The organism is Hydrotalea sp. AMD, assembly GCF_004100315.1.
GTDB lineage: Bacteria > Bacteroidota > Bacteroidia > Chitinophagales > Chitinophagaceae > Hydrotalea > Hydrotalea flava.
This window is the reverse complement of record NZ_SCKY01000025.1, coordinates 36966-51466: the sequence shown is the minus strand read 5'-3', so window position 1 is coordinate 51466 and position 14501 is coordinate 36966. Positions and strand designations below refer to the sequence as shown.

The window sequence follows — 14501 nt, the reverse complement described above, 5'->3', positions numbered from 1 at the left end:
GGAGGACAAAGACAAAGAATTGCTATAGCCCGTGTTATATATAAAGATCCAAAAATTATTTTTTTTGATGAAGCGACTAATGCCTTAGATGCCAATAACGAAAAAGAAATTTTAGAAAACCTGCAAAGATTTTTTAAAAACAAAACTGTAATTATTGTTGCACATAGGCTAAGCACAGTTAAAAATGCAGATAAAATTATCGTATTAAATAAAGGTGAAATTGTTGAAGAAGGGAATCACGAAGCATTATCAGCTTTGAAAGGCTACTATTTTGAACTTGTAAAAAATCAGTTAGAACTTGGAAAATAATCAATCAAATTCTTTCCAAAATAACGGAAACAAAATTGAAGCTTACAACAATAAGCTTTTGGCTATTGAAGAAAATAATTCATTAATCGATGAAATTATATCAGAAAAACCATCATTTTTAGTTAGATGGGGAACACTTTTATTTCTTTTCATGTTAATTATATTTTTTATTATTTGTTGGTTTATCCAATATCCAGATGTTATAACAACACCAGCAAAGCTAACATCAATCAATGCACCTAAAACTATTGTTAGTTTAAGCAGTGGAAAACTGATTAAACTACTAAAAAAAGAGGAAAACTATGTTAAAAAGGGAGACATAATAGCTTATATTGAAGCAATAGGGAAACACGAGGAAGTTTTGTATGTGAAAAATGAAATAGAAGAGGCACTTACTGCAATTAATTCAAATGAATTTACCAAAGCAGTTCAATCCTTTAAAATTGATATGGAAAATCTTGGTGAATTACAAATTAGTTATCAAAATTTTGTGCAGTCAAATTTGAGTTTTAAAGCCTATTTACCTAATGGGTTTTATACAAAAAAATATGAAATGTTGGAAAAAGACCTGATTAATATAGAACGTTTACACAATATCTTATTAGACCAAAAAAAATTAATGGAACAAGATTTACAACTCTCCGAAAAAACTTTTCATGCAAATGAATCCCTGAAAAAAGAAAAAGTAATTTCTGATTTTGACTATCGTACTGAATCTAGTAAATTAATAAATAAACAACTAACACTACCTCAAATAAATTCAGCTATTGTTTCAAATGAGTCTTTAAAAATTGATAAACAAAAAGAGTTAGCAGAATTAAGCAATACAATTCAGCAACAAAAAATTTTATACCTACAAACATTAAATACGCTTAAAAGCCAGGTTGATGATTGGATAAAGAAATATATTTTAGTTGCTTCTGAAAATGGTATCTTATCTTTTGCATCATTGACTGAAGAAAATCAGCAAATACAAGCCGGACAAGTAATTTGTTACATTAACCACAATAATAGCAAGTATTATGCCATTATTAATATTCCACAAACAAATTTTGGGAAAGTAAAAACCCGGCAAAAGGTTTTATTGAAGTTAAATGCTTATCCCTATCAGGAATATGGTTATGTAGAGGGTAGAATCTCTTTTATTTCAGCCATTCCAACCGATAGTGGCTATATGGCGAAAGTAAATTTAGTAAATGGCTTAGCAACGAATTACCATGAGGCCTTGCAGTATAGAGAAGGTTTAACTGCACAAGCTTCTATTATAACAGCTGACAAACGCTTGTTACAACGTTTTTATGAAAATTTTTTTAAAATAATCAGTAGAAATTAAAATTGTAGGGCTTCCCCTACACATACTATTCAAAAATTGTTTATATTTTTATGTTACCTATTGCGCAAGGGTTGCCTGTAGAACTATCAGGTATATTGTTAACTTCAAAAATTTTAAAATTATGAAAAAATTGAGTCTCACAGATCTCAGAGGTAAACTCTCAAAAAATGAAATGAAACAAATTAAAGCTGGAAGCGGACCTAGAAAATGTGATGTTTGTTATGGTTATATGGTAGCTTGTTGCTATTCAACAAACAATTGCTGCTATGATAGCGCGGGTAGATGCTGCAGCAATTAATGAAATACAATACAGGTAGCGAAATAGTTAAGCTACCTGTATTTGTATACTATTTTTCAATATTGTCCGTCTAAAATTGTAAACTAATTGTTTAAACCCTTTAAAGAACCATATTTCAGTCGATTTCAAAAAAGGGGTACTCCCTCAAATTTTGAAACAATCATTTTTTAGCCTGTAATTCTTTACAGCAATTTTTATTTTAAGTTTTGCCGGACAAGAATGATTTTTAATCAAAAAATACAGATAACAAATTAACATAAAATGAAAATTTTTTATTATATTTTATTGATATTGATTAACCCTACGTTTTTGTTTGCACAAGTAAAATTCAAAATTGAGCTTGAAGCGCCAACATTTATAAATGATAAATTAATCATTTCACCTCAAATTATCAGAAAGGGGTATGAAGATTTTTATAAATACCATTTAGATACCAATCAATACATTAAGGATTTTGGAAAACAATTTGGCTTTGAACAGTCTGCCTATCAAATCATCATAAAAAACAAAAATTTACTGGAAGGTGAATTTCAATACCCTATCCCATTATCATTTCAATATTTTAACACCAAAACAAAACAGGTATATGTAACTTCTACATTTTTTTTAGATAGTGGTTTCCATAAAATACAATTACCAGATTGCTTTAATGCCTATGAAGTGAATATGCATTCATCGATTAACGATGAATATGCCCATTTTAAAAAATTATTTTCAGATTTATATATTCACATAAACAGAAATAACCTTGACAGTTTAACAGATTTACAAAAAAAAGAAGAGATAATTGGCAATTATATAAAATATAATACCAACTCATATGTTGCATTTTGGGAAATAGTTTATGATTATACGCTATATAATTTTAACCACATCTATTTAGATAACTTATCATTATTCTCTGATAATTTCAAAAAAACCGAACTTTTTAAAGCATTCGAAAAAAAGCTTAGAAACGAAGATTCAACGTTGATTGGCAAAAAGTTTCCTAATATAAATTTTGACGGAAAAAATATTTTAACAAAAAAATATTTTAACAACTATCTATTAACATTCATAGATTATTGGTCTACCACCTGCCTGCCATGTATTAAAGCAATGCCAACAATTGTTGCTATGTATCATCAATATAAAGACAAGGGTATACATTTCATTTCAGTTACTGACGAAAATAAACCGGAAAGAATAAAATTAGCAAAAAATATTTTAATTAAAAATAATGCAAAATGGCCAAATTATTTTGACTACAACAAAAATTTTCGAAATAAAATGAATGCCACCAGTTATCCATTACATTTTTTGATTGATAGAGATGGAAATATACTTTTTAGAAATTCAGGAAACTTAGAAGAAGTTAAGAAATTTATCAATAATTATTTGGAATAATTTCGAATACATCACCAATTATATTCAATGAAACAATTTATTATAACTTTATTGAATGCTTTATGCTGCTTTCAAACAAACATTGCCCAAAAAGCATTTACCATTCGGTATATATATACCTTATCGCCTGAACTAAAAGACTCTATGGCATTTGATATTTTAAAACCGGCCTATTCAGGTTTAATGACCACACCTGATCAATATTTTTAGAAAGACTATTACACAATATGTTACCATCGATAGCATAGCTGCCACTACTTGCAGTTATACTTGTACTGACACATGCAGTGGGTATATTTTTGATGGTAAGGGGCATTACTGTTTCATTATGCCCGGTGATTCTTTAACCATATATATAAAAAATAAGACAAACATATCGTCCCAACAATACAATTTCTATACCTAGCATTTATAATATGCAGGAAAACATGCCCCTGTATATGCCATTATTAATATTCCACAAACAAATTTTGGGAAAGTAAAAACCCGGCAAAAGGTTTTATTGAAGTTAAATGCTTATCCCTATCAGGAATATGGTTATGTAGAGGGTAGAATCTCTTTTATTTCAGCCATTCCAACCGATAGTGGCTATATGGCGAAAGTAAATTTAGTAAATGGCTTAGCAACGAATTACTATGAGGCCTTGCAGTATAGAGAAGGTTTAACTGCACAAGCTTCTATTATAACAGCTGACAAACGCTTGTTACAACGTTTTTATGAAAATTTTTTAAAAATTATCAATAGAAATTAAAATTGTAGGGCTTCCCCTACACATACTATTCAAAAATTGTTTATATTTTTATGTTACCTATTGCGCAAGGGTTGCCTGTAGAACTAACAGGCATATTTTTAACTTCAAAAATTTAAAATTATAAAAAAAATGAGTCTCACAGATCTGAAAGGTAAACTTTCAAAAAATGAAATGAAACAAATTAAAGGTGGAAGCAATGATGCATCAGGTTGTGCAGCAAATTGCATGGGTAGTTGCATGATTGGAAAGCTTGCAGGCACTTGACACTCAAGTCCGTCTACCGGAAAATGCTATTGTGTTTCAGTATATTAATGATTTAAATATTTGCCATAGTATGCAACAAATTGATACTGTGGCATTATATACCTTTGTAAAAGGTAAGTGTATTTTTCCCAAGTTGTTTGAATCAGTAACTGATATTTTCTCTAATCAGCTATACAACTAACCCATGAATTATGCAACTGAAGTTTAATTACCTATCAACAATTATATTATTCATCATGCTGTGGTTCATAAGTGTGAACAGCAGGGCACAAAATATGGATTCAGTTACCCTGAATATTGGCGACCCTGCACCGCCACTTCAAGTAAGTACATGGCTAAAAGGAACTCCGTTTCAAACTTTTGAAACCGGTAAGCTATATGCCATTGAATTTTGGGCAACTTGGTGTAAACCTTGTATAGCTGCTATGCCAAAATTAACTGCATTTGCCAGAAAACACAGGGGTGATATAGAAATTGTATCCATTGCTGTTTATGAAGCCAAAACACCTATAGAAAAAATAAAAAAAATTGTGGATAGCATGGGTAACCGTATGGATTATTCGGTAGCTGTAGATGAAGATGCACAAATTGAAAATAAATGGCTAAAAGCATGTGGTGATGGCAGTATTCCTAAAATTATGGTGGTGAACGGAAGAGGAGCAATTGCCTGGATTGGAGATCCGCAATATTTTGAGCAGGTGGCTACTAAAATCATCCACCAACAATGGAATATTCATCAGGCTCTATATGAAAGAAATATATCCTTTCATATAAAAAGACTAACCGATTCTCTTTACCATGAATTAAGAAATTTTATGGGCAATGAAGATATAGTGAATGAAAATAAAGATTTGAATATTCCACTCAGGAAAGAACAGCCCGACTCTATACTTGCTTATATCAATCATTTCATTGAGAAAGAACCGCAATTAAAATATGAACCGTTGGTGGTAGATTACACATTGTATGTACTGCTACAAACCAATGTTCCGGCTGCCTTAGAGTATGGGAAAAAAGCATTACAAAGTGCAAATGCAGCTGCTATTGCAAGTAGTATTGTGTACAATATTAAAAATTACAAAACGCCGAAAAAATTGCCAACAGCCATGTATGCATTGGGGGCAGAGGCCTATCAATTATACGTTCATCAGTTTCCTTATCCGGAATTAGCGTCCCTACCCAAATATTATGAAGAGATGGCAGAATGGTATTGGCGGGCAAAAAATAAAACAAAGTCCATAGCGTCAGCAGAGAAAGCCATTACATCTTTAAAAGAGCATCCTGATTTTTCACCTGCTGTTTTACATACTTATGAATCAAAGCTGGAATGGTATCAAAAAGCAGTGGTTCAGTAAAGTAACGGTATTCAATTAACAAATTATATTTAAAGTAAATGTAAAAAATTATACAATGGAATCGCTCAACGAATGTTTTGCTTTTGAACATGAATTGGGTGCACATCGGCTAATTCATACACGAAGTAAATAGCAAAAATTCTAAGGATTCCCTAATTGCCGTTTCCATAAAAAACGTATATTATTGTACTGCATTATTTATTGATCGTCCGGAAGGTAAATAGTAATGCATTCAATGGCCATTGAACCGATGTAATATTTTCTTACCGGAGAAAAAAGGAATATTCAATCACATTAAAAATATAAACAAATGAAACCATTAACTAAAGATGAAATGAAACAAATTGTGGGTGGTTATGAAACTGTTTGCCCGTATGTACCGGACCAACTAATCCGAGTATTTGCGGATCGAGCAAAAACTGCACCGCAGAAAACAACGTAGGATTAACTTGTAATGGCAATTTAATTCCTTGTCCAGGTATCAAGTAGTACTATTTTAAATAGGTGATTTAAGTCAACATTAAATAACCTATTTACATTTAAATTTTAAGAACATGAACTTGTATCATCAAAAATGGATAATGTTATGCATAAATTGCTTTTTAATTTATAGTTGCAGTTTGTGGAAGGTCAACTACGCTGTCGCACTAAAACAAGTGCAAATACCCTTTAATCAGTATAACATTCAAACAATTTATCATAGAGGCAACCCATGCAAGGATAAACTTTTATTAAATGAATTAGGTATTGACTCTGCCATTATTTTTACAGAAGTATATAATTTTTTTCCTAAATTAACTATTAATAAAAATTGGAATCAGCATTTACAAAAGCAGATTAAATATGAAATAGAAAAAAATGACTCAACCACTTTTGAAAAGTTACATATCTTATTAGGGAAAAAAATAAATGGAAATTATATTTTAGTAATTGACGCCAACAACAACCAGCAATTTACAGATGACAGAATAATTGACTTATCAGAAAACTATACAAGCCCACTCAATAACAATGTAAATTATTTTACCATACAAAAAATAATAACGCAAACAACAAACATCCCCAACCTTCATCCAATTTATGGTGCTGTTAATATAAAAATGTATGATCGGAATTTGCTACATACCATTATTTCATTGGGCTTCGGAATGGGCTATAGTGGCATATTTAAATATAAAAAAGAAAATTTGAATTTATTATTTGTGAGAGGTTGTTGCACTGACAGCTTTTTAAATACAGGTTATACTACCATCTATATCAACAATAAAAAATCTTTTACCAACCATTTTATTGGCGATACGCTATTACTTGGCCATAGGCATTTTTTAGTGAAATCATTTAATGACAATAAACCCGAAATAAAATTAAAACTATTACGAGGTAAAGTCAATAATAACACTGAGATACAACAAGATAGTGTACCTCAAAACAAAATAGCAGATGGCTCCATTTTTCACACCATGCAGCAGGTTTCCGCAAAAGATACCAAAGACAAAGTTATTTTTGCCAATTATTGGTTTGCTAATTGTCCCCCTTGTATTGCAGAATTTCCGGCATTGAACAAATTATATGCTACCCTACAGGGCAATAAAAACATTCAGTTTTTTTCATTTGCCAGCGAATCAGTAGATACCATAAAAGCATTTATTAAAAGATACCACATACAATTTCCTGTGTATGCTATTGATAGTACTCAAACGGATATTTTATTAAAAGGTATGCCCGTTTATCCAACCAATATTATTTACAATAAAAAAGGTGAAGAAATTTATTTAAAGCGTGGAGGTTCAACCATGCCAATTTATGCAGAGAAAAATATGATGGGAACAATTTTACCCTTGCTTTTAAAAGCCGCTGAAACCGATAGTATTGAAACAAAAAATGAATAATGCTATTGCAGTATTTCATTGCTAAATATTTTTCAGCGTATATAAATGGAGTAATATCAAAAAAAGCCATCCCTACAAATGCAATAACAATAAATAAGGGCAAAGCACCATTTCGGCACTTCGCCCTTGTTGAATAGAATGGTTGCCGTACAAGTGTGCGACGCAACGGAAGCTATATAGTAGTAATGCAGCCGGGTACAAAAACATTACCAGCCCAATATCCAGGCAAACATCAATGGGGCTACGATAGTGGCATCACTTTCTACAATAAACTTAGGCGTATGTATATCTAATTTACCCCATGTAATTTTTTCGTTGGGAACGGCACCGGAATAAGAACCGTAAGAGGTAGTAGAATCGCTGATTTGGCAGAAATAGCTCCAGAAGGGCACATCGTGCCATGCTAAATCCTGGTACATCATGGGTACCACACAAATAGGGAAATCGCCTGCAATACCCCCGCCAATTTGAAAGAACCCTACCCCTTTGCCGCTACTGTTTACGCGATACCATTGGCTTAATGTTACCATGTACTCAATACCGGTTTTCATAGTAGCTGCCTTTAGTTCGCCTTTTATTACATAACTGGCAAAAATATTGCCCATGGTACTATCTTCCCAACCGGGCACAACAATGGGAATATTTTTTTGTGCGGCTGCCAGCATCCAACTGTCTTTCGGATCAATTTCATAATACTGCTCTAATACGCCACTGAGCAGCATTTGATACATGTATTCGTGCGGAAAATAACGTTCGCCTTTTGCATCGGCATCTTTCCATAGTTTAAAAATATGTTGTTGTAAACGGCGGAAGGCTTCTTCTTCCGGTATGCAGGTATCGGTAACGCGGTTGTAATGGTTTTCAAGTAAATCCCATTCTTCCTGCGGACTTAAATCGCGGTAGTTGGGTACCCGTTTGTAATGGCTGTGTGCCACCAAGTTCATAATATCTTCCTCTAAATTAGCGCCGGTGCAACTAATTATCTGCACTTTATCCTGCCGAATCATTTCGGCCAATGAAATGCCCAATTCGGCAGTACTCATGGCGCCGGCTAAAGTAATCATCATTTTACCGCCTTCTAACATGTGCGCTTCGTATGCTTTGGCTGCATCCATTAAAGCGGCAGCATTAAAATGCCGGTAATGGTGTTCTATAAACTGAGAAACGGGTCCTTTTTGCATGATTTGTTATTTTGAGCGGCAAAAATAAATTTTTTGGGTGGTTTTAACTGCGATAATTTACCCGGTGTTGCAGTGTGTAATAAAATCATATACTTTTGGTAACCCTTACCCTACATGAATATGTTGATTAGTGTTATTATCCCGGTGTTTAATGAGGAATTGAATATTCCCATTATCAGCAACAGCATTGCTGCTATTTTTGAACAGCTCCCTTTTGAATATGAGATTATTTTTGTAAATGATGGCAGTGCGGATAATAGTTTACAAGCACTGAAGGAGGCAGAAAAAACAAACAAAAATATTTTCTATATTTCGTTTTCCAGAAACTTCGGGAAAGATAATGCCTTATTGGCCGGTTTTGATTATGCCAAAGGAGATGCGGTTATTACAATGGATGCCGATATGCAGCACCCGCCTGAATTGATTCCGAAATTAATTGAACTTTGGCAGCAAGGCAATGCCGTTGTATACACTTACCGGGAAGAAAAAAATGAACATGCCCAAAAAATGAATCAGCTCTCTTCAACCCTGTTTTACCGGTTAATCAATCATTTATCGGATGTGGAATTAGAAGATGGCATAGCAGATTATCGTTTGCTCGATAAAAAAGTAGTAGCCATTTTAAATAACCTGCACGAAGACAGGCCTTTTTTCAGGGGGTTGATAAAATGGGTGGGCTTTCAACAAACCGGAATACCCTATACCCCGCATGCCAGAGCAGCAGGCACCACCAAATACAACCATAAAGCATTGGTACGTTTGGCCTTACAAGGCTTAACCTCGTTTAGTGTAAAACCCTTAAACATTGCCATTTATTTGGGTTTTAGTTTTTCTGCTTTGTCTATTTGTTATGTACCCTATGTAGTATATAGTTTATGGTACGGCAAAGCCATATCGGGCTGGGCTTCTACTATTGTAACCATTGTTTTTTTTGGCGGCTTACAATTAATGATTTTAGGAATTATGGGAATTTATTTGGGTAAACTGTTTATACAAAGTAAACAAAGGCCTAAATATATTGTAGATGAAACGAATATTCGATAAATATGCAGGCAGAAATACAAAAAAATAAACATCCATATTTTGGGAAACCCTATCAATGGCTAACTGATACAAAGGTATCCATAGTGCTTTGGTTTGGATTATCGCTCACCTCCGTTATTATTCAGGCCATAGGCCATGACCGATTTAATAACTTTGTTATTTTTCGTTATGTATTTTTTCATACCCTGCAACAAACTAATTTATACCTTGAATATCCACAAACCTATGCCGATGTTAATTTATATGGCCCTTTTTTCAGCATTGTAATTGCGCCTTTTGCAGTATTACCCAAAATCTAGGGTGCTATTACATGGGTATTATTTAATACAGGAATTTTATATGTTGCCATTAGAAAATTGCCCATTCAAAAAACGGGTCAGAATTTAATACTAATTTTTTCTTCCGTTGAAATGTTGAATGCATCATCATGGGTACAAAGTAATGCTTTGATAGCTGCCTGCATTATTTTTGGTTTTTCTTTTATTTGGGAAGGGAAAGACAAATGGGGATTATTTTTTATTTTAATTGCCGTATTTATCAAAATTTATGGCATTGTTGGTTTTGCTTTCTTCTTTTTCAGTAAAAATAAAATGCGGTTTATACTTTGGAGTGTAATTTGGTCAGTAATATTTTTTATAGCACCCATGTTGATTGCACCACCACATTTTATTATAAAAAGTTATGCCGACTGGTATCATGGTTTGCAGAAAAAATCGGCTAAAAATATTCGGTTAGATATTCATAATGATTATCAGGACATTTCTGCAATGGGTATTTTACGCCGCTTATTTGGATTGAAATATTTGAAAGATATATGGGTATTGGTACCGGCGGCCCTATTGTTTGTATCGCAATACCTGCCATACCGTTATTTTAAAGATGCACGATTTGGTTTGTACTTATTGTGTTCGGTATTGTTGTTTCCGGTTATTTTTAGTACCGGCTCTGAATCGCCAACTTACATCATTGCATTTCCGGCAGTTTGCCTTTGGTATTGGTTACAACCCAAAAATATTTTCATTCATGTATTATTCATTACCGCATTCCTAATTACCAGTTTCTCCTATTCTGATATACTAACACCATGGTTTCGTGATCATATTGCAAGACCTTATGCCATTAAGGCATTGCCCAACGTTATCATTTGGTGTGTGATTGTAGCACAAATATTGACCCGACAATTTTTAAAAGTATCTACTTCCAAATTGTGGCAACCTAATAACTTTGCAGTATGAGGGATGAAAAATTTATTTTATTAAGTTTTGATGTGGAAGAGTTTGATATGCCCCTGGAATACGGACAGCCTATATCACCGGAAGAACAAATGAATGTTGGTAAAAAAGGGACCGATGTGCTCGAAACCATATTGCAGCAACACAATATTTCCTGTACATTATTTACCACTGCAAATTATGCCATCCATTTTCCGAAACAAATACAACAATTAGCCGGTACACAAGAAATTGCTTCGCATACTTTTTACCATAGTCGTTTTGAAGAGGCAGATTTATTATTATCGAAACAAAGATTAGCAGTCATTTCCGGGCAAACCATTGCCGGATTAAGAATGCCTAGAATGCAGCAGGTAAATATAGCTGCGTTAAAAGCTGCAGGTTACCTGTACGATGCTTCTGTAAACCCCACCTGGATTCCGGGAAGATACAACAACCGCCATTTACCGAGAACATGGTATACAGAACAACACATAGTGCGTATTCCTGCATCAGTTACACCCAACTTACGAATTCCTTTATTTTGGTTGGCATTTAAAAACATGCCGCTATCATTGTTTGTAAAATTTACCTTACAAACCTTGCGGCAAGACGGGTACGTTTCTTTATACCTGCATCCCTGGGAATTTACAGAACTATCCAACTATCAAATTCCGAACTACACCAAAAGATATTCAGGCAAAAGGCTCGAAGACAGATTACATCAGTTCATAGAAACAATGAAACAGGAAGGTCAGTTTATAACAATGCAACAATTTATGGATAAAAAATGCAGGCCAAAACTATAATCAGCCTGCTTTCATAAACACTATAAAGATAACCTTTTAAACTCACTTACATTTCCGTTAGGAGAAATTTCTAAAACAATATTTTCTCTATCAGTTAATAAAGAAACATAGTAATTTGTTTTCCCATTGGGTGTTTGCATCTCAATACAATCGGTTAATTTGTAAAGTGGGAAAGGGTATTTTAACCCAATAGCCATAATGGCACGTTGCGGTAATTTGTCGAACTGCAATTTTGCAGTTACAGCGGTTAATTCGCCGTAGTTATCGTAAAAAGCATTCATTTCTTTGCCATTTAAAATAAAGCTGGCTTTTACAAACTGATCAGTCACTTTCCAATCAACATTTTCAGCTTTTAAAAATTTATCCGTAAAATGGTTCAGCACAGTAAAGCTTACTTTAGAGGCAGGATCGGTGGCGGCTGTAGCTGCGATGGATACAGTTATCAGTGCCAGAGAAATTATTTTTTTCATTGTAATACAATTTTAAGGTTTCTAAAAAAATATTTTTGTTTGATAGGGCAAACCTACGCTGCCCCGAAAATGAAACGAAATAGTTTGTGATTGGTTACAGTAAACACCTGCTGTTTTGTATGAACGGTAATGCCGCTATTTTTAAATGAAATACTTTAATTACACAAAACACTGTATTCATAAATGTTTCAGCCAACATAATTTTTTTTGAAAAGCATTATTTTACTGTGATGAAAGTGTAAAAGAAATGATAAGGAGATGGATGAATGAAATGAAAAAAATGCACATGCAACAGCTATCATACTAAAGAAGTATACAATTCAGAAAACATTAAAAAACTTGTATATATATAAAAAGAAATGCTTATTTTTCATTGCTTTCATGATAATCGCCTTCGGTATTAATGGCCCAAATATTGTCTTTCGTAGTAATACCATTTCTAATATTTTCTACAGCAGTAATGGCCGTTAGCATAGAGTGATCCTGATTATTGTATTTGTGCATTCCATTCCGCCCAATTAAAAATAAGTTAGAAAAAGTATCGGTAAACTGCCGAATAGTATTGAATTGATGATAGGTACCAAAATAAGCAGGATAAGTTTTCGGCATACGAATAATGGTACTGTCAATTACATCATTCCGATCAATAATATCAATTTTATGTAACTCTTCAATAGCAAATTGAATAAAGCTGGCATCATCCATTTGCCAAAGTTTATCGCCTTCATTACAAAAATATTCTAAGCCTATCCATACTTTAGTTTCATCGGCGACCATGTAAGGCGACCAGTTATTAAAAATTTGCAGACGGCCAATTTTTACATCTCTTTCCTGAATATAAATCCAATTATCAGGCACTACATTGTTAATGGTAAGAATGCCTGTTTCGTTTTTAATTTTTAACCGGTTCAATAATAAGCCAACGGTAATAAAATCACGGTACTGTAATCCATCACTAATCTTTTTAACGTCAGCGGGTACTACGTTACCAATACCGGTAATCAGTTCTTTCACCGGCATGGTAGAGAAAAAATAATCACCGGTAATTGTTTTTGTTTCGCCGCTTACTGCATCAGTATAAGCAACAGATTTTACTAAACTATTTTCGGTATGTATAGCAACAACATTGGTGTTCTTCATAATAATACCGCCTTTTTCCTGCACTAAAGCAGCAACGATTTCCCACATTTGTCCGGGCCCGAGTTTGGGATACATGAATTGTTCGATTAAACTGGTAGAAACATTTTTTTGTTCAATAGATTGCTGTTTTTGAAATATCGATTTTATGGCATGCAATATGGCTTGTGAAACAGATAATTCTTTGATGCGTTGTGCACCCCAATCGGCTGCAATTGCACTGCAAGGCACACCCCAAACTTTTTCTGTATAATCTTTAAAAAATGTTTGATACAACTCCGTGCCAAACCTGCTGATAAAAAAATCTTCCAGTGTATGTACCTCTTTCAGTGGAAACAAGCGAATTTTTACATAACTAAAACCAATTTTAATGATGCGGATAATACCTAAATTAGAGAGCGTTTTTGCACTGAGCGTAATAGGATAATCGAAAAACTTACGCAGAAAAAAAATGCGGGATAAGCGTTTTCTAATCAGCATTACTCGATCTGTTTGTTCCGGATCGGGCCCATTGGGCGAAAGCATAACCGTAGTTTTTTTACGCTGATAAAAAATATCTTTTTGTATATCATCTTTTGCCGCAGCCCCCTGAATGGGTAAAATATTTTGCCACCATTGCATCACTACATCTGATTTTGAAAAGAACCGATGCCCGCCAATATCCATTCTGTTTCCTTTGTACACAACAGTTTTAGAAATACCACCCATATCGGTCGACTTTTCTAAAATGATGGGTTGAATATCTGTTTTGGTAACCAGTTCATAAGCGGCTGTTAAGCCTGCCGGACCTGCTCCGATAATGATTGCTATTTTAGGCATATAGGTTACAATAAATTCATTAATATGATTACAATTTTCCCGAAATTCAAAATTGCGTATAAAATGTCATCACAGTACAAAGCACTTCATTCTTAATAAAAAAATATTACTTAACAGATAGAAAAATTAATTTTTCTGTTATTAAAAATATATTATTTTACCATATAAATACCTGCTGATATGAAAAAGATGTCAATAAAACTATGTGCGCTATTATTGTTTGTTAGCCATATTCTGGTAGCACA

General features: G+C 33.4%; 16 protein-coding genes. 13 read left to right on the top strand and 3 right to left on the bottom strand.

Annotated elements, in window-relative coordinates:
- From EO766_RS15420 to EO766_RS15380, 9 genes are all read left to right on the top strand, one after another.
- The coding region (locus EO766_RS15420) for an ATP-binding cassette domain-containing protein (protein WP_287101476.1) at positions 1-309 on the top strand (309 nt) is incomplete at its 5' end.
- Positions 299-1642 (top strand): HlyD family secretion protein, encoded by a 1344-nt coding sequence (locus tag EO766_RS15415; protein WP_287101475.1) that lies wholly within the window; start codon positions 299-301, stop codon positions 1640-1642. The genes EO766_RS15420 and EO766_RS15415, both read left to right, overlap by 11 nt.
- A 559-nt stretch (positions 1643-2201) precedes the next feature.
- Positions 2202-3326, top strand: a complete 1125-nt coding sequence (locus EO766_RS15410) for a TlpA family protein disulfide reductase (RefSeq protein WP_074417643.1) — start codon at positions 2202-2204, stop codon at positions 3324-3326.
- Positions 3327-3353: 27 nt separating this feature from the next.
- Positions 3354-3536 (top strand): hypothetical protein, encoded by a 183-nt coding sequence (locus tag EO766_RS15405; RefSeq protein ID WP_074417644.1) that lies wholly within the window; start codon positions 3354-3356, stop codon positions 3534-3536.
- A gap of 235 nt (positions 3537-3771) precedes the next feature.
- The gene (locus EO766_RS15400; protein ID WP_081299090.1) at positions 3772-4077 is read left to right on the top strand and encodes a beta-barrel domain-containing protein; all 306 of its coding nucleotides are present in this window, start codon (positions 3772-3774) and stop codon (positions 4075-4077) included.
- A gap of 117 nt (positions 4078-4194) precedes the next feature.
- Positions 4195-4341 (top strand): TIGR04149 family rSAM-modified RiPP, encoded by a 147-nt coding sequence (locus EO766_RS15395; protein ID WP_353744842.1) that lies wholly within the window; start codon positions 4195-4197, stop codon positions 4339-4341.
- Positions 4342-4577: 236 nt separating this feature from the next.
- Entirely contained in the window at positions 4578-5696 is a 1119-nt protein-coding gene (locus EO766_RS15390) for a TlpA family protein disulfide reductase (protein ID WP_179855950.1), read from the top strand.
- 310 nt (positions 5697-6006) lie between these two features.
- Positions 6007-6138: a bacteriocin gene (locus tag EO766_RS15385; RefSeq protein WP_141676732.1), complete on the top strand. Its 132-nt coding sequence runs from the start codon at positions 6007-6009 to the stop codon at positions 6136-6138.
- Positions 6139-6352: 214 nt separating this feature from the next.
- On the top strand, positions 6353-7585 hold the full coding sequence (locus EO766_RS15380) for a TlpA family protein disulfide reductase (RefSeq protein WP_074417647.1): 1233 nt from the start codon (positions 6353-6355) through the stop codon (positions 7583-7585).
- Positions 7586-7791: 206 nt separating this feature from the next.
- On the opposite strand, the gene EO766_RS15375 is transcribed toward EO766_RS15380, so the two are convergent.
- Entirely contained in the window at positions 7792-8766 is a 975-nt protein-coding gene (locus EO766_RS15375) for a deoxyhypusine synthase family protein (protein ID WP_074421179.1), read from the bottom strand.
- Positions 8767-8880: 114 nt separating this feature from the next.
- Between EO766_RS15375 and EO766_RS15370 the strand changes: the two genes are divergently transcribed.
- From EO766_RS15370 to EO766_RS15355, 4 genes are read left to right on the top strand one after another with little or no spacing between them, the layout of a single operon-like run.
- Entirely contained in the window at positions 8881-9810 is a 930-nt protein-coding gene (locus EO766_RS15370) for a glycosyltransferase family 2 protein (protein ID WP_074421178.1), read from the top strand.
- 2 nt (positions 9811-9812) lie between these two features.
- Entirely contained in the window at positions 9813-10109 is a 297-nt protein-coding gene (locus tag EO766_RS15365) for a hypothetical protein (protein ID WP_081301427.1), read from the top strand.
- A gap of 6 nt (positions 10110-10115) precedes the next feature.
- Positions 10116-11045 carry a glycosyltransferase 87 family protein gene (locus EO766_RS15360; RefSeq protein ID WP_081301426.1) on the top strand — a complete coding sequence of 310 codons (930 nt, stop codon included), beginning with the start codon at positions 10116-10118 and terminating at the stop codon, positions 11043-11045.
- The gene (locus EO766_RS15355) at positions 11042-11830 is read left to right on the top strand and encodes a polysaccharide deacetylase family protein (RefSeq protein ID WP_074417650.1); all 789 of its coding nucleotides are present in this window, start codon (positions 11042-11044) and stop codon (positions 11828-11830) included. The genes EO766_RS15360 and EO766_RS15355 overlap by 4 nt, the downstream gene beginning before the upstream one ends.
- Before the next feature lie 20 nt (positions 11831-11850).
- Here the strand turns inward: EO766_RS15355 and EO766_RS15350 are convergent, their stop codons facing one another.
- Together EO766_RS15350 and EO766_RS15345 are read right to left on the bottom strand one after the other, a co-directional pair.
- A complete protein-coding gene (locus tag EO766_RS15350) occupies positions 11851-12300 on the bottom strand; it encodes a hypothetical protein (protein WP_074417651.1) in 450 nt (149 codons plus the stop codon).
- A gap of 363 nt (positions 12301-12663) precedes the next feature.
- Positions 12664-14268 carry an NAD(P)/FAD-dependent oxidoreductase gene (locus EO766_RS15345; protein WP_287101477.1) on the bottom strand — a complete coding sequence of 535 codons (1605 nt, stop codon included), beginning with the start codon at positions 14266-14268 and terminating at the stop codon, positions 12664-12666.
- Positions 14269-14501 lie beyond the last annotated feature (233 nt).